Source organism: Geobacillus sp. G4, from assembly GCF_040327975.1.
In the GTDB taxonomy this organism is placed as follows: domain Bacteria; phylum Bacillota; class Bacilli; order Bacillales; family Anoxybacillaceae; genus Geobacillus; species Geobacillus thermoleovorans.
In genome coordinates, this window is sequence record NZ_JBEPJY010000002.1 from 82,521 (window position 1) to 107,527 (window position 25,007).

At 55.4% G+C, this 25,007-nt stretch carries 28 protein-coding genes and 1 other annotated feature; of the genes, 2 read left to right on the forward strand and 26 right to left on the reverse strand.

Annotation, left to right across the window (positions count from 1 at the left end):
* Window positions 1–26: 26 nt before the first annotated feature.
* From ABS784_RS02700 to nadB, 5 genes are all read right to left on the reverse strand, one after another.
* Window positions 27–971, reverse strand: a complete 945-nt coding sequence (locus ABS784_RS02700; RefSeq protein ID WP_033025913.1) for a phosphotransferase — start codon at window positions 969–971, stop codon at window positions 27–29.
* The gene (safA, locus tag ABS784_RS02705; protein WP_352511370.1) at window positions 955–2,403 is read right to left on the reverse strand and encodes a SafA/ExsA family spore coat assembly protein; all 1,449 of its coding nucleotides are present in this window, start codon (window positions 2,401–2,403) and stop codon (window positions 955–957) included. The genes ABS784_RS02700 and safA overlap by 17 nt, the downstream gene beginning before the upstream one ends.
* A gap of 158 nt (window positions 2,404–2,561) precedes the next feature.
* The gene (nadA, locus tag ABS784_RS02710) at window positions 2,562–3,665 is read right to left on the reverse strand and encodes a quinolinate synthase NadA (protein ID WP_011232075.1); all 1,104 of its coding nucleotides are present in this window, start codon (window positions 3,663–3,665) and stop codon (window positions 2,562–2,564) included.
* A 14-nt stretch (window positions 3,666–3,679) separates the two neighbouring features.
* Entirely contained in the window at window positions 3,680–4,510 is an 831-nt protein-coding gene (gene nadC, locus ABS784_RS02715) for a carboxylating nicotinate-nucleotide diphosphorylase (RefSeq protein ID WP_352511372.1), read from the reverse strand.
* Window positions 4,511–4,538: 28 nt separating this feature from the next.
* Window positions 4,539–6,131, reverse strand: a complete 1,593-nt coding sequence (gene nadB / locus ABS784_RS02720) for an L-aspartate oxidase (protein ID WP_173400011.1) — start codon at window positions 6,129–6,131, stop codon at window positions 4,539–4,541.
* Window positions 6,132–6,200: 69 nt separating this feature from the next.
* On the opposite strand from nadB, the gene ABS784_RS02725 reads away from it, so the two are divergent.
* Window positions 6,201–7,325, forward strand: coding sequence for an IscS subfamily cysteine desulfurase (locus ABS784_RS02725; protein ID WP_352511374.1), 1,125 nt, complete (start codon window positions 6,201–6,203; stop codon window positions 7,323–7,325).
* Between the two features lie 15 nt (window positions 7,326–7,340).
* Window positions 7,341–7,880, forward strand: coding sequence for a transcription repressor NadR (locus tag ABS784_RS02730; RefSeq protein WP_013144620.1), 540 nt, complete (start codon window positions 7,341–7,343; stop codon window positions 7,878–7,880).
* Between the two features lie 346 nt (window positions 7,881–8,226).
* On the opposite strand, the gene pheA is transcribed toward ABS784_RS02730, so the two are convergent.
* From pheA to pilM, 21 genes are all read right to left on the reverse strand, one after another.
* On the reverse strand, window positions 8,227–9,075 hold the full coding sequence (gene pheA / locus ABS784_RS02735; protein WP_044730708.1) for a prephenate dehydratase: 849 nt from the start codon (window positions 9,073–9,075) through the stop codon (window positions 8,227–8,229).
* Window positions 9,076–9,096: 21 nt separating this feature from the next.
* Entirely contained in the window at window positions 9,097–9,540 is a 444-nt protein-coding gene (locus ABS784_RS02740) for an ACT domain-containing protein (RefSeq protein ID WP_044730707.1), read from the reverse strand.
* A 16-nt stretch (window positions 9,541–9,556) separates the two neighbouring features.
* Window positions 9,557–10,855, reverse strand: a complete 1,299-nt coding sequence (gene obgE, locus ABS784_RS02745) for a GTPase ObgE (protein WP_044730706.1) — start codon at window positions 10,853–10,855, stop codon at window positions 9,557–9,559.
* A 223-nt stretch (window positions 10,856–11,078) separates the two neighbouring features.
* Window positions 11,079–11,627: a Spo0B C-terminal domain-containing protein gene (locus ABS784_RS02750; protein ID WP_352511377.1), complete on the reverse strand. Its 549-nt coding sequence runs from the start codon at window positions 11,625–11,627 to the stop codon at window positions 11,079–11,081.
* Window positions 11,628–11,805: 178 nt separating this feature from the next.
* On the reverse strand, window positions 11,806–12,096 hold the full coding sequence (gene rpmA / locus ABS784_RS02755) for a 50S ribosomal protein L27 (RefSeq protein ID WP_011232084.1): 291 nt from the start codon (window positions 12,094–12,096) through the stop codon (window positions 11,806–11,808).
* Between the two features lie 15 nt (window positions 12,097–12,111).
* Window positions 12,112–12,441, reverse strand: coding sequence for a ribosomal-processing cysteine protease Prp (locus tag ABS784_RS02760; RefSeq protein WP_011232085.1), 330 nt, complete (start codon window positions 12,439–12,441; stop codon window positions 12,112–12,114).
* Between the two features lie 2 nt (window positions 12,442–12,443).
* Window positions 12,444–12,752, reverse strand: a complete 309-nt coding sequence (gene rplU, locus ABS784_RS02765) for a 50S ribosomal protein L21 (RefSeq protein ID WP_011232086.1) — start codon at window positions 12,750–12,752, stop codon at window positions 12,444–12,446.
* Window positions 12,753–12,766: 14 nt separating this feature from the next.
* Window positions 12,767–12,846: a sequence feature (ribosomal protein L21 leader region), on the reverse strand.
* Between the two features lie 387 nt (window positions 12,847–13,233).
* Window positions 13,234–14,094, reverse strand: a complete 861-nt coding sequence (locus tag ABS784_RS02770; RefSeq protein WP_352511380.1) for a site-2 protease family protein — start codon at window positions 14,092–14,094, stop codon at window positions 13,234–13,236.
* On the reverse strand, window positions 14,087–14,854 hold the full coding sequence (locus ABS784_RS02775; RefSeq protein ID WP_144329548.1) for a M23 family metallopeptidase: 768 nt from the start codon (window positions 14,852–14,854) through the stop codon (window positions 14,087–14,089). The genes ABS784_RS02770 and ABS784_RS02775 overlap by 8 nt, the downstream gene beginning before the upstream one ends.
* A 263-nt stretch (window positions 14,855–15,117) precedes the next feature.
* Entirely contained in the window at window positions 15,118–15,921 is an 804-nt protein-coding gene (minD, locus tag ABS784_RS02780; protein WP_352511382.1) for a septum site-determining protein MinD, read from the reverse strand.
* Window positions 15,922–15,923: 2 nt separating this feature from the next.
* The gene (gene minC, locus ABS784_RS02785; RefSeq protein ID WP_013144614.1) at window positions 15,924–16,616 is read right to left on the reverse strand and encodes a septum site-determining protein MinC; all 693 of its coding nucleotides are present in this window, start codon (window positions 16,614–16,616) and stop codon (window positions 15,924–15,926) included.
* Between the two features lie 40 nt (window positions 16,617–16,656).
* Window positions 16,657–17,175: a rod shape-determining protein MreD gene (gene mreD, locus ABS784_RS02790; protein ID WP_011232091.1), complete on the reverse strand. Its 519-nt coding sequence runs from the start codon at window positions 17,173–17,175 to the stop codon at window positions 16,657–16,659.
* Window positions 17,172–18,038, reverse strand: coding sequence for a rod shape-determining protein MreC (gene mreC / locus ABS784_RS02795; protein WP_011232092.1), 867 nt, complete (start codon window positions 18,036–18,038; stop codon window positions 17,172–17,174). Before mreC ends, mreD begins: the two co-directional genes overlap by 4 nt.
* 19 nt (window positions 18,039–18,057) lie before the next feature.
* Complete coding sequence (locus ABS784_RS02800; RefSeq protein WP_011232093.1) at window positions 18,058–19,080, reverse strand: rod shape-determining protein; 1,023 nt, start codon at window positions 19,078–19,080, stop codon at window positions 18,058–18,060.
* A gap of 157 nt (window positions 19,081–19,237) precedes the next feature.
* The gene (gene radC, locus ABS784_RS02805) at window positions 19,238–19,918 is read right to left on the reverse strand and encodes a RadC family protein (RefSeq protein WP_015375501.1); all 681 of its coding nucleotides are present in this window, start codon (window positions 19,916–19,918) and stop codon (window positions 19,238–19,240) included.
* A 135-nt stretch (window positions 19,919–20,053) separates the two neighbouring features.
* Complete coding sequence (locus tag ABS784_RS02810; RefSeq protein ID WP_015375502.1) at window positions 20,054–20,629, reverse strand: Maf family protein; 576 nt, start codon at window positions 20,627–20,629, stop codon at window positions 20,054–20,056.
* Window positions 20,630–21,055: 426 nt separating this feature from the next.
* Window positions 21,056–22,171, reverse strand: a complete 1,116-nt coding sequence (locus ABS784_RS02815) for a stage II sporulation protein D (RefSeq protein ID WP_352511386.1) — start codon at window positions 22,169–22,171, stop codon at window positions 21,056–21,058.
* Window positions 22,172–22,287: 116 nt separating this feature from the next.
* Entirely contained in the window at window positions 22,288–22,749 is a 462-nt protein-coding gene (locus ABS784_RS02820) for a type II secretion system protein (RefSeq protein ID WP_011232097.1), read from the reverse strand.
* A gap of 21 nt (window positions 22,750–22,770) precedes the next feature.
* Window positions 22,771–23,490, reverse strand: a complete 720-nt coding sequence (locus ABS784_RS02825) for a hypothetical protein (protein ID WP_014196429.1) — start codon at window positions 23,488–23,490, stop codon at window positions 22,771–22,773.
* On the reverse strand, window positions 23,487–24,062 hold the full coding sequence (locus ABS784_RS02830) for a fimbrial protein (RefSeq protein ID WP_352511389.1): 576 nt from the start codon (window positions 24,060–24,062) through the stop codon (window positions 23,487–23,489). Before ABS784_RS02830 ends, ABS784_RS02825 begins: the two co-directional genes overlap by 4 nt.
* Complete coding sequence (gene pilM, locus ABS784_RS02835; protein WP_014196431.1) at window positions 24,052–24,990, reverse strand: type IV pilus biogenesis protein PilM; 939 nt, start codon at window positions 24,988–24,990, stop codon at window positions 24,052–24,054. Before pilM ends, ABS784_RS02830 begins: the two co-directional genes overlap by 11 nt.
* Between the last annotated feature and the right edge of the window lie 17 nt (window positions 24,991–25,007).

Sequence of the window (25,007 nt, forward strand, 5' to 3'; positions counted from 1 at the left end):
GACTCCTTTTCCAAAGATTCCATTTCTCATTGTAGCATAGCATAAAGGCGGCGGACAAACCGTTCTCTCCGCTTGCGGTCAAACACAAGAGGGCGGCGGCGCGCGGCGGCTGACCGCCATTCGCGAAACACATCAGCCGGAAATAAGAGCGCATGCAAAAACCAGCGTTTTTCCAACCAACGGCGAAGCGGAGCGAAACGGGCGAGTGTTGAATATGACCAACCGATATACGGCAAGAGGCGATTGGCGTATTGGCAATAGTCAAGCCCGGGCGAGGCAAGAGCGGCCGCGTCATAGTCGATGAGGTACATCTGGCCGGTTGTGGTGCGCAAAAAATTATGGGAGGCGACATCACCATGAATGATGGCAGCAGAATCCGCCGTCAACTCTGGAGCATGCTCGCGACACGTTGATAGACAGTAATCCGCCCAGCGCAGCGTAAATAAAATGTCTTCTTTGTCCATGATCGTTTCAACAACAGGCAAATGTCGGCAAAACTCCTCATAGCGGCGCCGCCATTTGTCATACAGCTGCGCACGCGGCAGCCCCATCGCCTCCTGCTTGCTGCTGGCGATGTTTGCCGTTGCTGTATGGTAACGTTCGAGCAAATGAAGTCCGTCAGCGGCGTCAGCCCAAGCGGCAAACGAGATTGGACGCGCTCCGGCTACATATTCCGTCAGCAGCCAATAGCATCCGCCGGCTTCAACCACTCCTCCGCGCCCGATCGGCATAGGGGCCGGCGCGGCGGAAAAACCGGTCTTCCTTAATGCGGCAAGAAGCCAGGCGTGCCGCGCGGCCGCAACAGGAAAGCGATACGCTTTGGCGACAAACATTCCTTGCCGGGCGGCAATGGCTAAGACATGCGGTTTCAATGCCACAACTTGTTGAATAACAAGCCGATATTGGCGGTCAAGAAGAAAAAAGAGACGGCCGGCGGCGTCTCTTTTCACTTGGTTATTGTTCCTCGCCATGCCCGCTCTCCTCATCCGGCGGTTCGCTAAACAAACGGGGGCCGGCGACCGGCGGGGCGGATGATGGCGGGTAGGATGGCGGCGAGTATCCCGCTGGACTTGTCGGATAAACGACGCCTGGCCACGGAAGCGGCGGCGCTGACTGCGGCGCATATCCGTATGGAGCCGGCAGGGCGTACCCTCCATAATAGTACGGGGGCGGCGCATAGGCCGGTGCATACCCAAAAGGCGAGGGGTGCGCCGCAGGCGGCGCATAAACTGGCGTTGCAGCGCCGGGCGGCGGGAGAACGCCCCCTGCGGACGGGACAAACGGGGCGGCAACCCCAGGCCCAGAAAACGGCGGCTCTAATGATTCACTGCTGCTTTCGTGAATGCCGGGAAACGGCGCCGAACCGTTTTCCGGACTTTCACCGCTTTTCCCAACGGCCGACGGCGCAGACGATGGCGGATAGGACGTCGGCATGATCGGCAGCGGCGGCGCGTAAAAACCGCTCCCCGGCCAAACTGGCGGCACTGGCGTACATCCTTGGTCAGTGCCAAATATTGGGATCGTCGGCGGGGCGACAGGAACGTATGGAATGTTCGGCAGCGGCGGCGCGTCTTCGCTCTCAGCCGCCGGTTCCCCTTTCCATTCAGCTGGGCTTTCATTGTCCTCCTCTTTCATCATGTTGGGCAAAATATTGCTCGGCTTCGGCGGAATCGGCGGCACGTTGGCCAGCGATTGAGCGAACGAAAGTTGAGGAGGCGGGGCCACCGGCGGAATCGTATGCACAAGCGGCGGCACAGAGGCGCCTTTCGCTTTTGCCCCTTCTTTTGCCTCCGCTTTCGGCGTTTTTGGTGCTTCTTGTGCCGTTGCTTTTGGCGCTTTTTTCTCGACAGCCTTTGGCGTTTCGTTCATCGCCGCTTTCGGCGCCTCACCCGCCGGTGCCTTTGGCGCTTCATTGATGGGCGCATTCGGCGTTTCATTCACTGATACATTTGGCATTTCGTTCACCGGCACGTTTGGCGCTTCATTCACTGGCACATTCTCCGCCTTCTTCTCCGGCGCTTTCGGTGTTTCCTTTACGACTGCTTTGGGCGTTTTCTTTACCACTGCTTTCGGCGCCTCACCCGCCGGTTCGTTTACCGCTGCCTCGCCTTCCGGAGCAGGGGCGACAGCAGTGTCAAGCTCGGCATCAATGTGGAATGAGACGAACGGTTTCGCCTCCGCGTACGGGTGCTCTTTTACGTGCATTTTTTTGGGTGACACAGGCGCCTTCGTCTCTTTTTTGACCGGCACCCCTGCTGTCGGCACTTTGATTTTCATTCCAGGCATAATCATATTCGGGTCGCTCAAATGCCCATTTATTTTTTTCAATTGTTCAAAATCCACTCCATATTTTTGGGCGATTTTCCAAAGGGTGTCGCCCTTTTGGACAATATGGATTTTCACTCCATTCCCCTCCTAAACCGAGACTGTTTACGCTCGATCGAACCGATGCTTGTTTCCCGTTATCGTCTTTCAACACAATGTATGACGATGATCGTTGATTTATGATAAAAAAATCCCTGACCGAACGAGGATCCCTCCTCGTCAAGCCAGGGAAAAAGCTAGGCAAGCGAAAGCATGCGGTCGAGCGCCTCTTTTGCCTCTGCGGCGATGTCTTTCGGAACGGTGATGCGATTGACGATCGCTCCTTGCTCAAGCGATTCGAGCGCCCAGACGAAATGCGGCAAATCAATTCGATTCATCGTTAAACACGGGCACATATATGGATTGAGAGAAACAATTTCTTTGTCTGGATGTTCATGCTTCAGCCGGTTCACCAAATTCATTTCCGTTCCAATCGCCCACTGGGTGCCGGGTGGAGCATTGCGGATCGTTTCAATAATGTATTTTGTCGAACCGGCGTAGTCTGCTTGCTGGACGACCTCCCAGCTGCATTCCGGATGGACGATGACATGGATTCCCGGCTTCATCCGTCGAATATGCTCGATTTGTCGCACGGTGAAGTTTTCATGCACGGAGCAATGTCCTTTCCAAAGAATGACTTTCACCTTGTCGAGATCGTCCGCCCCTTGGAGCGTCTCCTCATGCGGATCCCACACCGCCATCTCGTCAAGACGGATGCCGAGCGCATAGGCCGTATTTCTCCCTAAATGCTGATCCGGCAAAAAGAAAATCCGTTCATTCCGTGAAAACGCCCAAGCCATCATCTTTTTCGCGTTCGACGAGGTGACGGTCGCTCCGCCATGGCGGCCGACAAACGCTTTAATCGCCGCGGTCGAATTGACGTACACAAGCGGCACGATCGTCTCGCCAAACCGCTCAATAAGCGCCGCCCATGCCCGCTCGACTTGAAAAATATCGGCCATATCGGCCATTGAACAGCCGGCGCGCAAGTCCGGCAAAATGACCGTTTGGTCGTCGCTCGTTAAAATATCGGCGGTTTCCGCCATAAAATGGACGCCGCAAAACACAATATATTCGGCTTCGCTGTTCTTTGCCGCGAGCTGGGCAAGCTGAAGCGAATCGCCGGTCGCATCGGCGAACTGAATGACCTCATCCTTTTGGTAGTGATGACCCGGGATGAAAAGGCGCCGGCCGAACCGTTCTTTCACCGCGCGGGCGCGTGCTTCGAGCTCGCTTCGTTCCATCGTTTTATACCGTTTGGGCATCTCATCCAGCCGTTTCAACTGTTCAAGGACGTTCACGGTTCTCCCCTCCATTATCGCAAATTGAAACTAATATCGAGCGCCGGGGCGGAATGGGTTAAACATCCGAGCGAAATGTAGTCGACTCCGGTCGCGCCGTACGCCGCCACATTGGCGAGCGTAATTCCCCCCGACGCTTCCGTGATGATCGGCTTTGGCACAAGCCGGACGAACGCCCGCACCTCATCCGGCGTCCGGTTGTCAAACATAATGACATCCACCCCGGCCTCGACCGCCTCGAGCACTTCGTCTTCCGTTTCGGTCTCTACTTCGATTTTCACCATATGCCCAAGCCGCTCCCGCACCGTTTTGACGGCGCGGGCGATCGATCCGCAAAAGGCGATATGGTTGTCTTTAATCATGACACCGTCGTACAAGCCAAAGCGGTGATTGTAGCCGCCGCCGCATGTGACGGCATATTTTTCAAGCATGCGCAGCCCCGGCGTCGTTTTCCGCGTGTCGCAAATGCGTGTGGAGCTATTGCCAAGCAAGTCAACGGCCTGTCGCGTCACGGTGGCAATGCCGCTTAACCGCTGCAGCAAGTTTAAAATGACGCGCTCACCGGACAACAGCGGCCCGACCGGTCCGGATGCGACGGCGATCGTTTCGCCGGCTTGGACCCGTTCGCCGTCCTGTTTCATGATGGTTACTTCGACGCGCGGATCCAGCAGCTGATAGCCCGCCGCAATAATGCCGACGCCGGCCACCACCCCGTCCGCTTTGGCCATAAACATGCCTGATGCCCGTTCATGAGCCGGAAAAATCGTCTCGCTCGTCACATCGCCGTCGCCAATATCTTCAAGAAAAAACTGTCGCAACAGTTGTTCGAGCTTCAACCGGTTCATCTTTCATCCCTCCGTTTTCTTTGCCGCTTTACCTCCCAGCCCCAAGGCGGGCCCACTCTTCTTTCGTCCGCACGAGGCGCCGCCCCCGCCACTCCGGGCGTTCACGCGGAAAATCGCTCCGGTAATGGCCGCCGCGGCTTTCCGTGCGCCCAAGCGCTGATGAAGCGACAAGCCAGCCCACTAGCAACATATATCCTGTTTCAATCTCCTCTGCCGACAATCGTTCAAGGTCGCCATCCAGCCAATCCGGCAACGAAAACTGTTCCAACCAGTCGACCGCTTCGCGAAGCCGATCGCCGTTGCGGACGATGCCGACAAACGTTGACAGCTGTTCGCGGAGCAACGCCCGCTCTGGCAGCCGTGGTACAATCAAACGACGCGGGCTGGATGAATCCGCTCGGTGCACCGTTTCCGGCCACGCCGCTTGACGGCGGATGGCGCAGGCCGCACGGAATCCAAAGACGATCGCTTCAAGCAACGAGTTGCTCGCGAGCCGGTTGGCGCCGTGCACACCGGTGCACGCCGCTTCCCCGACGGCGTACAAGCCCGGAACCGTCGTCTGCCCCCACTCGTTGACGACAACGCCGCCCATTAAAAAATGGGCGCCCGGCGCGACAGGAAGGCGGCCGGCTTCAAGGTCGACGCCATAGGCCTCACATAGCGCGGCGATCGTCGGAAAGCGGCGGCGGAAGTGGGACACGCGGGAAATATTCAAATAGACGCGGCCGCCGCGATCGAGTTCCGCCGCGATCGCTCGGGCGACGATGTCGCGCGGAGCGAGATCGCGAAGCGGATGGACGCCGTCCATCAGCGGTCTTCCATCTTCCGCCTCAAGCACCGCCCCTTCGCCGCGCACCGCTTCCGAGACGAGCCCGACCGCTTTTCCGCCGGCAACGAGCATCGTCGGATGAAATTGGATAAACTCCATATCCGCCACCGCCGCACCGGCGCGGTACGCCATGGCAATGCCGTCGCCAGTCGCCGTCGGCGCATTGGAAGTGAACGTATACAATCCGGCGCATCCACCGGTCGCCAACACGACGGCCGACGCCGGCCAAATGGACACCGAACCGTCTTCCCGCTTCGTTTTCACCCCGACGCAACGCCCCTCTTCCACAAGCAAATCAATCACCTGCTCGCCTTCTTCCATCCATACGCGTCCCTCGAGCCGCTCAAGCAAAAACGAAACGAGTGCTTTGCCCGTTTGATCGCCGCCGGCGTGCAAAATCCGGCGGTGGCTATGCCCGCCTTCAAGGCCGAAACAAAACCGGCCGCGTTCGTCCCGATCAAACGCCATGCCGGCGTTGATCCATTCTTGCAGCCGCCTCGGCCCTTCGCGGACGAGCCGTTCGACCATTCGTTCATCGTTATGAAAGCAGCCGGCGACCATCGTATCGCGGAAATGAGCGCGCCAATCGTCGCTCTCTGCCAGCGCCGCGGCCACCCCTCCTTGCGCCCGCCATGAATTGCTGTCGGTGCAACGTTTTTTCGTGAATATCATCACATGGTCGAGCTCAGATAAATGATACGCGACCGTTAACGCCGCCAGCCCGCTTCCGACGATAATCACGCCACCTTCCTTCACTCTCGGACGCCCCTTTCTTTTCACCTGTCTTGACATCTATATTTACACATATTTAAACTAATGGCAAGAGGTTTGGCGAAAAAAATGATGCAAAGGCGGGGGAATATGATTTATTTGGATTACGCGGCAACGACGCCAATGTGCCAAGAGGCGATCGCCGCTTACGCTGAAGCGGCGTCCGTTTACTTTGGCAACGAAAGCAGCTTGCATGACATCGGAACGAAAGCGAAACAACTGATTGCCTTATGCCGGCGCGAACTCGCCGCCATGATTAACGGAGAAGCGGAAGGGATCTATTTCACAAGCGGCGGAACGGAAGCGAACTTGCTCGCGATCCGTTCGCTAGCTGCCGCCTACCGGCATAAGGGAAACCACCTGATCACGACCGAAATCGAGCATGCCTCGCTCCATCACCTGTTCAAACAGCTGGAAACAGAAGGATATACGGTCACGTATTTGCCCGTCGACCGATTCGGGCGCATTCGACTTGCCGATTTGGAGCGGGCGATCACGCCGAAGACGATCCTTGCTTCCATCCAGCACGCCAACTCGGAAATCGGCACGATTCAGCCGCTTGCCGACATCGGCCGCCTCCTGCGGGCGCACGGCGTCCTTTTTCATAGCGACTGCGTGCAAACTTTTGCTAAAATACAGCTAGATGTTCAAGAGATAGGACTAGACAGCCTATCCGTTTCCGCCCATAAAGTGTACGGTCCCAAAGGGGTCGGCGCTGTGTACATCAACCCGCGCCGGCATTGGAAGCCGGTATTCCCGGGAGCGACGCACGAATCAGGCTTTCGGCCGGGAACGGTCAACGTACCGGGTATTGCCGCCTTCATTACGGCCGCGCAGCAGCTCCATCGACGAATGGCGGACGAACAGTCGCGTTTGGAACGACTGCGGAATCGGTTGCTTCACGCCATCGCCGCCAAACAGCTGCCGGTGACGGTGGAAGGCCATCCCGATTTCCGTCTTGCCCATATTATCGGTTTGTCCATCGCTGGGTACGAAGGGCAGCTTGTGATGCTTGAATGCAACCGCGCCGGCATCGCCATTTCCACCGGCAGCGCCTGCCAAGTCGGGCTGCAGGCGCCGTCGCGGACGATGCTCGCCGTCGGGAAAACGCCTGAAGAAGCGAAGCAATTCATCCGCGTCTCATTGGGCGCGGCCACGACCGAAGCGGAGATCGACCAGTTCGTTTCCACATTGGAGCGACTTACATCGGCATGAAAGGAGGAATGGCGGGTGAAAGAGGAAAAGAAAATTTTAGGGGAAAGGCGGCGCCAGCTCATTTTGCAATGGTTGAAAGAAAGCGAAGCGCCGCTCACGGGGGCTGAGCTGGCAGCGAAAACGAACGTCAGCCGCCAAGTGATCGTCCAAGACATTTCACTGTTAAAGGCGCGCAACGAACCAATCATCGCCACAAGCCAAGGCTATTTGTATTTAAAGCCGGCTGAACCGGCCAAAACGTACACGAGGACGGTCGCCTGCTTCCATACGCCAGAACAGACGAAAGAAGAGTTGTATTTGCTCGTGGATTGCGGCGTGACGGTCAAGGACGTCAAAATCGAGCATCCGGTCTACGGCGATTTAACCGCCTCGATCATGGTGAGCAACCGTCTGGAAGTCGACCAATTCATCGCCAAAATCGAGGCGACAAAATCGTCGTATTTGTTGCAGCTGACAGACGGAACCCATTTGCATACGTTGGAAGCCGATTCACCAGTGAAGCTTGACGCCGCCTGCCGCGCCTTGAAACAAGCCGGCTTCCTCATCGAAGCGTAAACTGGACCTGGCCGAACATCGGTTCATTCCCTGCGGAATACTGCGCGGCGGGCCATCTATATAGATGCCATTTGAAGCTTTCACATTTGCAGCTTTTACCGAGCATTTGATCGACTGTCGATCGACCGGACAACGCCGCTTCCAGACCCATGTATGGGGCTAAGCGGGTGGTTGTTCGGTCTTCCGTCACGCCAAGGCGTGACGGAGGCAAGCCCGTGGCTTGCCTCCGTCAGTCGAAAAATGGACAAGCCGCTTTTCCGTCAAGGATATGGTAAACGTTTTCGTTGCATCTATATAAAAAGGAACAGGGGGACGGCAGCAGGCCGCCCGCGTGTTTTTGTCTGCGTCAAGCAAAATAATATGGATAGCTGCCCAACAGCTGCACTGTGCAGCCGAGCGCCTCAATTTCCGCGATCGCCCCCGGGATGAGGACGTCATCCATCGGCGCGTCGATGTCAATAATAAAGAAATAGTTTCCAAGGCCCGTTTTCGCTGGGCGCGATTCGATTTTCGTCAAATTGAGCCGCCGCCAGGCAAACGCTGATAACACTTGATGGAGTGCGCCCGGACGGTCTTGCGGCAGCATGACGACCACGGTCGTCTTGTCGCCGGCATAAAGAGGCGAAGCAGGCGAAAGCGGCTCTTTGCGCCGGCTGACGACAATAAAGCGCGTATGGTTGTAATCGTAATCGTGGACGTTTTCCTGCACGATCACTAGCCCGTATTTTTCCGCCGCCAGCCGGTTGGCGATCGCCGCCGCCGGCAAGTGCGGATGCTCGCTGACAAATTTCGCGGCGGCGCTCGTTGACGTCATCGGCACTTGCTTCGCGCCTTTCAGCACCGTATGCAAAAACTTCCGGCATTGGGCGATGGCGTGCGAGTGGGAATACACTTCTTTCACTTCGCGCCAATGCGGGGTGAAATATGGGTGCACCATCAAATGCTGCTCGATCGGCACAACGATTTCGCCGATGATCGGCAACGGCTGTTCATGAATTAAATAGTCGAGTGTCAAACTGACCGATCCTTCCAAGGCGTTCTCGAGCGGCACCACAGCCGCTTCAATCTCTCCGGCCGCCGCGGCGTCAATGCAATCGGGAATCGTGTCATACGGCTCCCGCGGCTGCGACGGAAAAAGAAGAGCAGCCGCCGCTTCGGTGAACGTCGCCTTCGGTCCTAAATAACCGATTTTCATCTCGTTTGCCTCTCCCTTGCTTTAATACACTCCCGAACCGACAATTTCCACTTTTTCGACAAATTCGAGCTGTTTGAGCTTAGCGAGGAGCTCATCAATCTCCTCGTTCATATCGTTTGTGCTGACCGACAGCGTCACGTTCGCCCTCCCTTGAAGCGGAATCGTTTGATGGATGGTCAGCACGTTGCAGCCGGCCGCCGCCACAACGCCAAGCAGCTTTGACAACGTTCCGGAGCGGTCTTCTAAATGGAAAAAGAGCGTGACGATGTTTTCTTTCGTCACCGCTTGGAACGGAAAAATGGCATCACGGTATTTATAAAAAACGCCGCGGCTGATGTTGGCGAGCTGCGCCGCCTCGGCGACCGAGGCGGCTTTTTTCCGCTCAAGCAGCTGTTTAGCGAGCACGACTTTCTTCATCGCTTCCGGCAGGACGTCTTCGCGCACCAAATAAAATTTTTTCTCCACGGCACCTTCCCCCGCTCTATTCATCCCAGTCGTCGACAAACTCGAACTCGTAATCAAGCAACCGGATCGTGTCTCCGTCTTTCGCGCCGCGCTCGCGCAGCGCATCATCCACTCCCATCGCCTTAAGCTGGCGGGCGAAGCGGCGCACCGATTCTTCGCGCGAGAAATCCGTCATCTTAAACAACTTTTCGATTTTGTCGCCCGCCAAAATGAATGCTCCATCACTGGCGCGGGTGATCGTAAACGGCGGCTCCTCTTTTTCATATTTGTACACGACGCGCTGCACGGCCGGATCTTCCCGTTCATGAAGGGGGAATTCCGGCGTCGTTTCCAACAGGTCGGCGACGGCAAACAACAGCTCGCGCACTCCTTGTCTTGTCGCCGCCGAAATCGGAAAGACCGGCACCGCATCGCCAACTTTCTCTTTGAAGCGGCGCAAGTTTTCTTCGGCGTTCGGCATGTCCATTTTATTGGCGGCAACAATTTGCGGCCGCTCGGTCAAGCGCAAATTGTACTGTTTCAGCTCTTCGTTGATGACGAGATAATCGTTGTACGGATCGCGCCCTTCGACCGCCGCCATGTCGATGACATGGACGATGACGCGCGTCCGTTCAATATGGCGCAAAAACTGATGCCCGAGCCCAACCCCTTGATGGGCCCCTTCAATCAATCCCGGCAAGTCGGCCATCACAAAACTGCGCCCATCTTCTGTTTCGACAACGCCCAAGTTCGGAACGAGCGTCGTAAAATGGTACTCGGCGATTTTCGGACGGGCTGCGGAGACGACCGACAGCAGCGTCGATTTGCCGACGCTTGGAAACCCGACCAGCCCGACGTCAGCGAGAAGCTTCAGCTCTAAAATGATGTTGCGCTCTTCGCCCGGTTCGCCGTTTTCCGCAATTTCCGGCGCTGGGTTGGACGCCGTCGCAAATCGGGTGTTGCCGCGCCCGCCGCGCCCACCTTTGGCAACGACAAATCGTTGTCCCGCTTCTGTCAAATCAGCCAGCACTTCGTTTGTGTCCGCATCAATGACGACCGTCCCAGGCGGCACTTTGACAACCAAGTCTTCCGCATTTTTTCCGTGTTGATTTTTCGACATGCCGTTTTCGCCGCGCGGCGCTTTAAAATGGCGCTGGTAGCGGAAATCCATCAACGTCCGCAGCCCTTCATCAACGACAAAGACGACATCGCCGCCTTTGCCGCCGTCTCCGCCGGCCGGCCCGCCTTTTGGGACGTATTTTTCCCGGCGGAACGCGACCATGCCGTTGCCGCCGTCCCCGCCTTTCACATAAATTTTCACCTGATCAACAAACATGGCTGTTCCTCCGATTCGCTTCCATCATGGTATCATGGTGAAATGAGTATGACTAATACTTATTATTGTATACAGAGTCGATTCCATGATGTCAATATGTACGCAAGCATCGGCCGTCTGCAGGCTGGCGGGCGGTTCAAGCCCAGCCGCCGCTTTTCGGCCCGATTGGATCGATCCGTCCGCACTCCATGGGCTCGTCCATTCTCCTTCGTCCAATCAACGATCAAGATTCCGCCGCCAAAAGCTCAAGCTCCACCGTCAATTCGCCCTCGCCAACAGCAAACGACGCGAGCCGAAGCGGCGGTGATGGTTCACAGCGCTCAAGCCAAGCACGAATGGTTTCGCCATCCCTAAACGTGCCGCGGTAATCCAAAAACAGCGCCGCCCGTCGGTCGGACAGTTCAATGGACAAACATAAATAGTTTTCTGTCCGCTCATCGGATTGCGCTTCGAGCAGACGAAAAAATGTGCGGCACCATTCAGCCAGCTGTTCATCACACCGCGACCAATCGGCTTCGCCGTCCGTGATTTCATACTCAAGAACGAGCGGGCGCGGCTCCCAGTTATAAGTCATGACAAGCTCAGCGAACCGCTCAGCCTTCAAATTCGTCAATCGCGTTTCCTGATGCATCTCACCGATCATGTCTTCAATAATTTCCTGCACCCGTTCGATTTTATTAAGCGCCAAATGCCCTTTGATGAGCTGGATTTTGTTCAACCAGTCATGGCGAGCATGGCGCATCACCTCAACGACAGTCCATCGCTTCTCCATCCGACGCTCCCCTATCCACTAAGCGTAGGCTCCCCGCCTCGCTTGGAGTTCCGCCTCCCGGCTATGGGGGAGGCATGTACTTTTACTATAACATTTTTTGACATTGAACGAGAACGATTTTTCTCTACCCCAAAAAGAAAAAACTCTAACCGAACGGTTAGAGTTTTTTCCACATCGATTACGCTTCTTGGCTGACCGGATAGACGCTGACGCGTTTGCGGTCGCGGCCGAGCCGCTCGAAGCGGACGATGCCGTCGATTTTCGCATACAGCGTATCGTCGCCGCCGCGGCCGACGTTCAAGCCCGGATGGACTTTCGTTCCGCGTTGACGGTACAAAATCGAACCGCTGGTGACGAATTGACCGTCAGCCCGTTTTGCGCCAAGACGTTTCGCGATCGAGTCGCGGCCGTTTTTCGTCGAACCGACCCCTTTTTTCGAAGCAAAAAATTGCAGGTCAAGTCTCAGCATGGCAGTCACCTCCCGCTAGATGGATGTCACGCGGATAAATGTTCCGTAATCGCGTTCGATCGTCTTTAGCGAAACGACCATCGCTTCCAACAACAACTGTACTTTCTCTGCCGCCGCTTCTTCCAGCTCCGGAAGCTCGCAGCGGAGGTAGCCGCCGTCTTTGCCGAGCGAAACATGCGGGCTTACGCCAATAAGTGTCTCGATGGCGTTGATCGTGCCGAACGAGACCGCCGAAGCGCCGGCGCATACAATGTCCTGCCCGCGTTTCGCAAAATGGGCGTGCCCTTCCATCGTAAACGCGCGGATGCGGCCGTCCGCTTCCCGTTCAATCGTGACGCGGATCATCTTTACGCGTTGATTTTTTCGATGACGACTTTCGTGTACGGCTGACGGTGGCCTTGTTTGCGGCGATAGTTCTTTTTCGCTTTATATTTGAAGACGATGATTTTCTTTTGTCGGCCGTGTTTTTGCACTCTCGCCGTCACGGTTGCGCCTTCGACTGTCGGGTTGCCGATTTTCACCGTTTCCCCGCCGACGAACAGCACTTTGTCAAACGTGACCGTATCGCCTTCATTCGCATCCAATTTTTCGATGTAAATTTCTTGGCCTTCTTCGACTTTCAATTGTTTGCCGCCAGTTTCGATAATTGCGTACATGCATCGCACCTCCTTCATGGACTCAGACTCGCCAGCGCCAAGGCGGCCCAAGACGGAGCGCTTCATCGCCCGCGCTGAGCGGTTGTAGTGCGGGTGCGTCTTTTTGCGACAGCAGCCCTCTTTTGCCCTTGTTGGCAGGACAAAAAGTCTACAACGTCATCTATCGTAACATAGAAACGGCCGGCCGTCAACCGTCATCTTCGTCCCCCGGCGGGCGATGATGAAACGGTGCAAACGACTATATAGAGAGGCCATTTGAAGCTTTGCCATTTGCAACTTTACCGAGTATTTGATCGACTGTTGATCGACCGAACAACGCCGCTTTCAGACCCATGTATGAGTCTGTGAAGCGAGCGGCTGTTCGGCCTCCCGTCACGCCAAGGTGTGACGAGGGCAAGCCTGTGGCTTGCCTTCGTCAGTCGAAAAATAGATAAGCGACTTTTCCATCAAGGATATGTGAAACTTTTATATATAGCCACGATCAATAGATGAGAGCGCCAAGCGGCGCATCGGCTTGTTTTTCGGCAAAAAACGCATGCAGCAGCTCGTTTTCATCGAGCGTCGCCCGTTCGCGCCCGTCGCGAACGACGATGATCGCATGCTTTTGTCCGCGGTAAAATCGCTGCAGCACGGCCGAGATGCGTTCGTCCGCCGGCGCCGTAATCGTCCGCAGCTTTGTATAGCCGCCTTTGTTTCCATAATACCGCTCAAGCAAAAAGCGCATGACGACATACGGATGCTGCTTTTGCTCCTGCAAAAGAGCATGCGCCAAAAAGCCGGCGATCGCCCATAAATCAAGCTGGCGCGGCGCCAACACCAACAAAAGAACGACGCCGACAGCAAGCGCAGCGGCCGATACGGCGACCGTGTTCCGGTGCGCTTCGCTGAACGGGCGGCGGTAGGACAGCAGTAGAAACAATAGCTTGCCTCCATCCAGCGGCCAGATCGGCAGCAAGTTCAAAGCGAAAATGGCCGCATTGTAGCGAAAAAAGAGCTCCCAGCTCCCGCCATCCATCATGCCGGCCTTCCACAAAAAAAACGCCGCCGCTACGAGCCACAGATGCTGGGCCGGCCCGGCGAGCGTCACGATCCACTCCTCGCGGAACGGCCGGTTGCCGTGCTCTTCGACTTCCGCCACTCCGCCGAACGGCAGCAGCAAAATCCGCTTCACCCGCCAAGAGAAAAACGCGGCTGCCGCCGCATGGCCGAGCTCATGAACGAGGACGATGAAAAACAACAGGCAAAGCTGCTTGAAATGGGCGGTAAGCACCGCGATGCCGCCGATCAGCCATAACAGTGGGTGGACGTGCAGCTTCCCGAGCAGCGCCATATACTTATTCAAAGGAAATCACCTGAATCGGATTGATAAATTCATCTCCTTGTTTAATAGCAAAATAAAACAGCCCTTTCTGTTTATTTGCCTCGCTCGCCCCGGCCGTGCCAACTTCCTGCCCCATTTCTACAAAATCATACAATTTCACCGAAATGGCCCCCAAACGTCCATACCACGTCTCCGTGCCGTCCGCATGTTGGATGATGACCGTTTTGCCGAGACGGTCTTTCGTACCGGCAAAGGTGACAATCCCTTCTTTCATCGCTTCCACTTTGGCTCCATTCTCGGTTTCGATCGTCACACCCTCCCCGTTTTTTTCAAAACTTTCGAGAATCCGTCCAGAAGCCGGCACTGCATAGGATGAAGCCGTTTTCACCTTTTCTTCCTTTTTCGGGGCAAAAAAAGCGAGCGGCTCACCGAACGTTTTTTCATACCAGGCTGAGACGGCCGCAAACTGAAACTCGGTTTCCATCGTCCGGGCAATAAACTGCCGCGCCGGCTCGAGGGAAGCGGACGGATGCCGGAACAAAATGGCCGTCACTAGCACGAGACAGGCAGCGATGAGTGTTTTGAATAAAAACCATTCTTTGCGGAACAACGGATGGGGAGCGGATTCAAACGAATAGCGGTCATACGTGACGACCGGCAGCCCGTACCGCTCCTCATCAGCGGCGCTCCATCTAGATTCTTTTGGATCCTGCCCCTTATATTGACGTTCCCTTCTTCGTTTTTCAATGCGTTTTTTCATCTCACGGACGCGTCGATCCATACGTCCCCCCTCCACCTTTCCAACAACGTTTGTACTAATTTATGAGACAACCTCATGGAATATGAACGAGCGTTTTTCGCCGCGCCTCGCCGAACACGTCCGCGAACAAATCCCTCAAACGGTTTCACACCAACGTTTCGGCTGAGCGCCGCAACCGATCGATACCATCTGCTTCCGTTGTTACAGATCAGGAATTCCAAACAGCACAACAATTATGAATAAAAAAAGAAGGCCCATTCAACGGCCTTCTTGCGCCAACTCTATTATTTCAAACTAAATATTTTCCGAATCTTTGAAAACAGCCCCTTCTCCTCTTCCTCAAGCGGCGGCAGCGGCACCGACTCGCCGAGGATGCGGCGGGCAATGTTGCGGAAGGCGATCGACGCTTTGCTGTTTGGGTCCAGCACAATCGGCTCGCCGCGGTTCGACGCTTTGATCACGTTTTCATCGTCGGCGATAATGCCGAGCAACTCGATCGATAAATGCGAGATGATTTCGTCGACATCCAACATATCGCCGTTTTTCACCATATGGCTGCGAATGCGGTTGATGATGAGGCGCGGCGGTTTGACGTGCTCCTCCGCTTCAAGCAAGCCGATGATGCGGTCGGCGTCGCGGACCGCCGACACTTCCGGCGTCGTGACGACGATCGCTTCGTTCGCGCCGGCGACAGCGTTGCGATAGCCTTGTTCGATTCCAGCCGGACAGTCGATGAGCACATAATCGTATTCCTGTTTCAGCTCCTCAATGAGCTGTTTCATTTGCGCGGGGTTGACCGCCGACTTATCGCTCGTTTGCGCGGCCGGCAACAAATACAAATGGTTATCGAACCGCTTGTCTTTCACAAGCGCCTTCTGCACCGTGCAACGCCCCTCCACGACATCGACCAAATCATAAATAATTCGGTTCTCAAGCCCAAGCACGACATCGAGGTTGCGCAGCCCGATGTCGGTGTCGACAAGGCACACCCGCTTCCCTAGAATGGCGAGGGCCGTCCCAAGGTTCGCGGTCGTCGTCGTTTTGCCGACGCCGCCTTTTCCGGAAGTGATGACGATCGCTTCTCCCACGGTCACATTCTCCTTTCTAAGCGCGTCAAATTCGGCCGCAAATGCATAAGCAGCTGAAGGCGGTCGACAACAATTTGGTTATGCTCATCAATATAGGCGCATTCCATTTCATTTCCTTCATCCGTTTTCGAATCGGGCGCTCGGCTCATGATGTCGCCGATGCGCAGCTGCATCGGTTTCATGACCGATGCAGCGATGATCGCCTGTTTATTGCCGGCATACCCGGCATGGGCGATGCCGCGCAGGGCGCCGAGAATGAAAATGTTGCCTCCGGCAATGACCGTTCCGCCAGGGTTCACGTCGCCGATCAGCAGCAAATCCCCTTCGACATGAAGCACTTGTCCCGAACGGACAATGCGCGAAACGGGCACAATTTCCGTTTTTCTCATCCATTCTATCGCTTCTGCTTTCGACATGACATTGCTTTCGATCGAATCGACGACCAAATTTTTTGAACGGCGGATGAGCGCACGCACCTCTTCCTCTTGGGCAGGCGTCAAATAGCGGTTCCCAATTTTCAGATGAACAGAGACAAGGGGGCTGTCTGGCGCGACGCCAGCTTGTTTGACAAGCCGCTCCTCGATTTCTTTCAATAAATCGTCATACGAGCAGCGGTCATCGAGATGCAGCGTCAGCCCATCTTTCGTCCCTTTAATCGTCACGTACTGCTGCTTTTGTTTCGCCACAACGTTCACCCCAACGAATAATTCTACAAAACGGGCCGTTTTTCCTCTTTTATTCTTCCTGCTCAAACCGGCGAATTTTTGCCAATCGCCGTTCGAGCGGGTACGAAAAGACGAGCAAAAACGCGACGTTCAGAAGCAGCGTCGGCCATAGACGGCGGTCCCAAAAAACAGAAAACGACCAATCGGTCCGCCCGATCAACAGCTGGATGCCGTAGACATAACTGTCAAGCAGCATAATGGAAAGCAGCGACAAGAGCGATGCAACGAACCAGTTTTGGTGGAACCATTTCATCGCTTTGCCCGCCAAGTAGGCAATAAGCGTATAAGCAAACGCATAAACACCGAGCAGCTCTGTGTAGACGCAGTCATACAGAAACCCGAAGATGAACCCGTACCCCATCGCCCGCGTCCCGCCGAAATGCATCGCTGTGAACACGAGAAAAACAAGAAAAAACCGGGGAACAAAAAAATAGTGGACATACAAGTCGCCTTTTGGCCATATATCAACAAAAAGGCTCTCACTCACAAAACATAACACCGCAAGGAAAGGGAGACGCCACTTGTTCACTTTGCCTCCTCCTTTTCCTGCAGTGCTGCATCGATGGTTCGTTTCACAATCATGACGTCGTCAATATCATACAAGTTGGCAAACGGCTTGACATAGACGACTTTCGTCAATCCGTATTGGTCCGGCTTGACTTCAGTCACCTCACCGATCGGCAGCCCTTTCGGAAACACGCCGCCAAGGCCGGAAGTCAACACTTTTTGCCTTTTTTCCACTTTGGCGTCAATCGGAATTTCTCCGAGCAGCAACTCGCGCCGCTTCTCATCGTAGCCTTCGATCAACCCAAACACGTTTTCCTTTCCTTGGATATAAGCGGAAATGCGGTTGTTTTGGTCAAGCGCGCTTAACAGCTGCACAGTGGACGTAAATTGGGAAGCGTGCTGCACCTTGCCGACAAGCCCCGCTGGGGTGATGACGGCCATATCTTTTTTCACGCCGTGTTGCTCGCCTTTGTTGATGATGATCGTTTCCCGCCAACGATCCGGGTTCCGCCCGATCACCGTCGCCTGAATCGAAACAAAATCACGCAAGCTCTCTTTTTTATCGAGCAACGCGCGCAGCCGTTCGTTTTCTTGCCGCAGCGCCTCGACCTCGGTCTCAAGCGCCGCATATTCCTCAAGTCTTGCCTTCAGCAGTTCGTTTTCCTTATATGTACGGCGAAGATCGCTCACATTTTCAAAGAAGCCCGCGATCTCCTCGGCGGGCTTCCCAAACAGAAGCTGAACAAAACCGACCGTATCTTTTACAAACTGCTCCGGCCACGTCAACTCTTCGCGGCTGCGCAAGGAAAAGCCGATCAACATGACAAGGATGACGATGCTGACGAGCAAAAAAATGAGACGCTTATTCCCAAAAAGCTGTGGCATGCGTCACACCTTCTTACCGTCAGCGATGGTCTCTCGCCTTGTTTTTAAACAAGTCGATGTGGTCGAGCGCTTTCCCGGTGCCAATGGCCACGCAATCAAGCGGATTTTCCGCGACGATGACCGGCATGTCCGTCTCTTTGCTGATGACCTTGTCCAAGTTGCGCAACAAAGCGCCGCCGCCTGTCAGCACGATGCCGCGGTCCATAATGTCAGCCGCCAGCTCCGGCGGTGTTTTTTCGAGCGTGTTTTTCACCGACTCGACGATCGCATAGACCGTATCGTGCAGCGCCTCAGCCACTTCTTCGGCGCTGATTTCGATCGTTTTTGGCAGCCCAGTGAGCAAGTCGCGGCCGCGAATTTCCATGTTTCCGATTCCTTCCGGATTTCCGGCTGAGCCGATCTCGACTTTAATCGCCTCCGCCGTCCGTTCTCCGATCATCAAATTGTACGTTTTTCGGATGTATTGAATGATCGCCTCATCCATTTCATCGCCGGCGATGCGGATCGACTGGCTCGTCACGATGCCGCCGAGCGAAATCACGGCCACTTCAGTCGTACCGCCGCCGATGTCGACGACCATGCTCCCGGTCGGCTCCCACACCGGCAAATTGGCGCCGATCGCGGCCGCAAATGGTTCTTCAATCGTATAGGCATCGCGTGCTCCAGCCTGGCGCGTCGCATCGATGACCGCGCGCTCCTCTACGGCCGTGATGCCGTACGGCACGCATACCATCACATACGGCTTGCTGGCAAACAACCCTTTCGTTTTGACGGCCTTGCGAATGAAATATTTCATCATCGTCGCCGTCGTTTCATAATCAGCGATGACGCCGTCTTTCATCGGACGAAGCGCCACGATGTTGCCCGGCGTGCGCCCGATCATGTTTTTCGCTTCATTGCCGACGGCGACGATTTGCTTCGTGTCGCGCTGAATGGCGACAACCGACGGCTCGCGCAAAACGATCCCTTTTCCCTTCACATAAACGAGCGTATTCGCTGTTCCTAAATCAATCCCGAGATCTTTCGTCCCAATTCCAAACATATGATCGATCTTCCTTTCCGAAACGAAATGCATATGATTTTCTATTGACAACATGAATCGGATGTCAAGTCATTTATAAATTGTACAACACCGCCCGAACGGATTCGGAAAAACCCATAGTTGATATTATAACTGATTCGACAAAAAATGAGAACCGCTAGACGTAGCCTTTTTCTTTCAAACTGACGAATTTTTGATCGCCGATGATGAGGTGATCCAAGAGCTCGATGCCGATGATGCGGCCGCATTCCGCGAGCCGTTTCGTCACATCGATGTCTTCGCGGCTTGGAGTCGGATCGCCAGAAGGGTGGTTATGCACACAAATGACGGAGGCGGCGGAACGTTTGATCGCCTCTTTAAACACTTCGCGCGGATGGACAATCGAGGCGTTTAAACTGCCGATGAACACCGTTTTGCGGTAGATGACTTGATTTTTCGTATTTAAATAAATGGCGACAAAATGTTCTTGCGATAAAAAGCGCATATCTTCCATGACGTATTTCGCTCCGTCTTCCGGGCAGCGAATCACATAGCGGTCGGCGCAGCCGGACTGGTGGATGCGTCGGCCGAGCTCCAACGCCGCCAAAATTTGCACGGCTTTCGTCGGCCCGATCCCTTTGATGTTTGTCATTTCTTCGACCGTTGCGTCTTTGAGCGGTCTCAGCCCCTCAAAATGGCGAAGGAGACGCTGGGCGAGCTGCACGACCGACTCCTCCTTCGTGCCCGTGCGCAACAAAATGGCGATCAGTTCATGGTCGGATAAACTTTCCGGCCCTGATGACAGCAGCCGTTCACGCGGCCGGCTGTCTTTCGGAACATCGCGGATCATCCACGCCATCATACTCCCCCTTTTTTGTTTTGCTTCATCGAAAGATGGAGAGGCTTGAACCGCCCCTCGGTACGACAGCAGAATCCGTTTGCGGGGGCGTTCTTTTGCCAAAAAGTGCCAGACGGCGGCCGCTTTTGCTTTGATCTATGCCGGCGGCCACCCGAGCCGGCGCAATTCCCTCACCGTCCGCGACAGCGGCAGGCCGACGACCGTCAAATAGTCGCCTTCGATCCGTTTGACAAACAGGGCAGCGCGGCCTTGGATGCCATACGCCCCCGCCTTGTCCATCGGCTCCCCGGTCGCAATATAGGCGGCGATTTCCTCGTCATCGAGCTCCCAAAACGTCACCGCTGTTTTTTCCGCAAACGAGGTGATGGACCCTTGAGGGAGTGCGATGGCGACACCGGTCCATACGTCATGCGTCCGCCCGGACAACTGACGCAGCATGGCGAATGCTTCTTCTTCCGTGCGCGGCTTCCCTAACAAGCGGCCATCGCACACAACGATCGTATCAGCGCCAAGAACATACGCGTCGGGAAAAGAGGACATCACCGCCTCCACTTTCCGGCGGGCAAGAAGTTGAACCGCTTCATCAGGGGGCGTTCCGGGGGGAATCGTCTCATCGGCATGGCTTTCCTGCACATCAAACGGCCAGCCGGCCAGCTCGAGGATCTGCCTTCGTCGAGGGGAGCGGGATGCAAGCACGAACCGTGGAGGCATCGCTCATTCTCCTTTCGCTCGTTTCGGTTCGGAAGATTCACTTGTATCGTAGCAAATTTTGCGGTGAAAGGCAATTTTCTGTATAGATGCAATTTGAAGCATGAACATTTGCAAATTTTACTAGGCATTTGATCGACTGTCGGGCGACCGAACAACGCCGCTTTCAGACCCATGTATGGGTCTGTGAAGCGGGTGGTTGTTCGGGCTTCCAAGCCACAGGCTTGCCTTCGACAGTCGAAAAATGGACAAACGTCTTTTCCGTCAAGGATATGTGAAACGTTTTCGTTGCCATCTATATAAGTTGAAATTTTGTTTTACATCCAGCCGATCACTCGCCACGTTATATCATAGTCGACTTGTATGGAGATAAATATAGAAACGAAAAATCGGAAATTCTTATGCAATAGGCAAAAAAAAACGGGGCTTCTAGCTCCCTAGCGGCACCAATTCGATATAAGCGGCGAGCGCCTCGAGCAGCTGTTGCTGGGCTTTGGCCAACAGCGCTTCATCCCGTCGCTCTTTGTATGCGGCAAGGGCGACATACGCCTGCTTCAGCGCTTCAACATACCGACCGACTGTTTTGTCGCTTGAAGCGTTGCTTTTTTCTAACGCGTCATACGCCTTTTGGAGCGCCTGCCAGTCATCTTCTCCTGCTTTCCTGCCGCCAAGCAAAGCCGCGGAGACCGCTGCCATGTTTTCATACAAAACCTCCCCTTTTTGGATGGCCTCCGACCGGCGCGCCGCCGCTTCGGCGGCAAACGACAGCTCTTTGACATACGTGCTTGGCACCCTTTGGCGGTATTGGTCGTTGACCGCCCGCAACGTTTCCTTATCCGCGCCGACGGCGATATAGAGCGCTGCCGGTTTTTGCCCCGCGACGACGACCGGCACGCCTGCTGTTTTGATCGATTCGGACGCCTGCTTGGCCGCCGCCGCATTCGAATAGACGCCAGCTTGAATGACCGCAATGGAAAACGGCGCTCGTACGACGCTTTCTCTTCCTTCTTCGCCCGCCGCTGTTTCAGGCTTTGTCAATTCCGTCATCGCTTCAGATGCCGGCGACGAAGCAGATTTTTCCTTCGGAATGATGCGCAGCACCGTCATGCCAAACGCCATACCGACCAACGCAGCGACCAACGCGGCGGCGAGCAGCGACTTGGCTTGAGCCGGCAGCCGCCATGTCCGACGTCTGGCGCTTTTCTTTTGTTGCATCGCCTCGGAAACGGAAATGACCCGTTCATCCGCCTCAAGGGCGGCCGCCTCTTCCCAACCCGTCGTTTCAACATCTTCTCGAACTTGCCCATCCTCCGTAAACCACAGGCCTGTTGATGGCTTGCCTGCGGATGGCCCGCCTTCTTGAAACGCGCTCACTTGGCGGCTGTCATCCGCCTCGTTTTCTGCTCGCTGTCCTTTCCCTAGATGGCTGTCCACCGGATATCCACCCGACTCCTCGGACGGCCGTCCTTCCGACGAACGCTCCACGGTAAATGGGCGGGGCTTGCCGTTGATATTCACCATAATGCGCATGCGCTGCTTGTCCATTTGGCCACCGTCCTTCTTCATGCTTCGATTTCTTTCGCCTATCTTACCACAAACGGAAAAAAAAAGAACAAGACATTTGTCGTCTTGTCCCCGCTTCTGTTCTTCATTTTCCGACATCAACGGTTGCGAATCGCCTCGGTCCCCAGCGCTTCGACAGGAATCGGCTGCTCGCGCCCCTCATAGGTGCAAAGCTGCTTTGTCTCGCCTTTCAAGCAAACGGCGTAATCGATCCCGCCGTCTTCCCGCTTCGTGGCAAGCACGTACGATGGATTCGTTTCCGGCGGCAATACATTTCCGGTAAACGGATCTTCGATTGGATCCAGCAAACCGTTGCCCACCAATTCTCCATACGACAATATGGCAGAAGAACGGGCTGGCAAAAATTCCACTTTCTCGGCGCCGACATACAGCCGCGCCGCTTCATACAAGCCATAAGCATCCGAAACAAACGCCCGCTCGCGCGCCCGATCAATCACCGTCCACATGGCAAGACCGACGATCATCGCCACAATGCCGATGATCACCAACACAGCCAAAAGCTCAATGAGGGTCATCCCCCGCTTCATGCGAATGAGCATATCGGACTTCCACCATCCCCGCTACCGGCCCGAAGACGGCGCCATTTCCACGAGCGGATTGTCTTTGCCGCTTGGCGGAGGGACATCGCGGATGGGAATGAGCTGCTTCCATTTCTCAAGCTGCGGCGCGTAAAAGGCGCGGACATTGATGGAATAGGCGAGCGGTTGCACGTCGACAGCGGTGGACGTCAACTCCGGCGGGCCGGTAAACGTCAATCCTTCCACCGCCAAAATGCGCTCGGAGTGCTCAAGCACCTCTAAAAACCGTTCAAGCTGATAATAGGAGGGAGATTCCACCGTCAATTGGGCGGTAATAGACTGGATGCCGCTTGGAGGAATCAACGCCTTGTCTCCGGACGCCTTGCTTTCCGCTCCATTCGCGTTCCCTTGCGAAGGAGATTCTCCGGTTCCTTGCCCTTCAGCGAAGCTGACGCTCAATAGCCGGCTGTCAGAAATATATTCCGCTTTTTGAAACGTCAGCAACAGTTGGTCGGCGAACGGGCGCACCGGCACTTTCCTCTGCAAAGCCGCCAGGCTCTCTGCCGTTTCTTCTCGATTCCCCGCCGCCTGCTTTTTCATTGCAGCCAACACGTTTTTCTCGCTTTGTACGACCGCCTCGAGCCGATCCATTTGTTCGTAGCGCGGCATGAGCACAAAAACATAGAAAGCGGCAAACAAAAGAGCGGCAAGAAGAAACACCCCGGTAAACACGAGCGGCCATTTTCCAAAACGGCCCATCATTCGTTGTCCCCCTCTTTTCCTGTCGGCTGAAGTTCCAGCTCATATTGCGCGATATACCGCGGCACGATCGTTTCCCCCTCTGCCCCGCCGCTTTCGCCGCTGGCCGAGATGCCGGTCAATTTGACGGCTTTGACCAAATGAACTTCCTCAAGCCGATCTAAATAATAGGCCGCTTCTTCCGCCGCATCAAACTGCACTGTCATCGTCACCGTCTTTTGACCAGCATACGAAAAGTTCATGATAAAGCCGCGCTCCGGCAGTTGTTTGGCCAACGCACGCAACAGCGGCACCGTTTTGAGCGGATAACGGTTCGCCCATTCGACCGCTTTAGCAAGCTCTTGCTCAGCTTGCTGCTGCTCCGTCGTTTTTCCCTTCGTCTCCATCGCCGCCTGCTCAGCGCGCACTTGCCGAAGCTCCCCTTCAAGCACCGCGAGCCGTTGATTCGCACGCTCCATCAGCCAGTAGCCTCCCCCAGCGCCAAGCAGCAGAAGCAAAACGGCGAAGGCCGCCAGCACGGCGCCCGCCGCACGGCGCGGCTCTTTGCGCGGCAGCAAGTTGATGTCAACGATCATGGTCAGCCATTCCTTCTTTCAACGCCAATCCCCAGGCGAGATGATAACGATCCGGCAACGGATCAATCGAGCGAGAAAGCCGCTCCGGCGGCACATCAAGCCGCTCTGACATAACGGCAAACACATCGTCAAGCCGCGGATGGTCGCCGGTGAGGAAGAGGCGCGTAATTTGCTGTTTTCCTTGCTGGATGGAAAACGAATAAAAGCTCATCATCCGCTCGATTTCCTTATACACCTCCGCAAACGGGTCAACGATCGGCATCGTTCGCTCCCCGGGCGCCTCAAGCGGCACATGGCGCATAAACTGCGGCAAATGGCGGTGGAAGACGCTCAAATTGACAGCCGATTCGTCAAACTGGACAAGCAAAATGTGGTCGTCCGCCGCGGCTTGTCCGGCAACAAAAAACGGGCGATAGGCGCAAAGCGGGGACACATCGGCCGCCACCGGGCGCAGGCCTGCGTCTTCCAAGAGCGCCGCATATTCGGCCACCGCCTCTTCCGGCGCGGCAAACAACAGCACGTTCAGCACCTCGTTTGTTCTCTCGGCCACGACGTAGTCAAACACCGGATCGGCGAACGGAAGCGGAATCGATTCACCAAGCTCCATAAACAAATAGCCGCGTATGTCCTCGTCCGACAAATGAGCGGGAAGCGGCAAATGGCGGATCATCACAAACGGATCGGGAACGACAAAGCGGACACGCCGCCCGTCAAGTTTCCATTCGTCAACACATTCGTCCAAAATCATCGCCAACGTTTCCCGATCGGCGATTTTTCCATCGCGAATGATGCCGGGCGGCAAGGCTCGCTCGCCCCATCGCCTCGCCTCGGGCGGCTGTCCCGGCTTTGCTTCCACATAGCGGAGGACATGATCTTTGATGATGATATTCGCCTGTTTCGCCTTTCGCCGCCATAACGCCATCTTCATTCCGCTTCCTTTCTGCC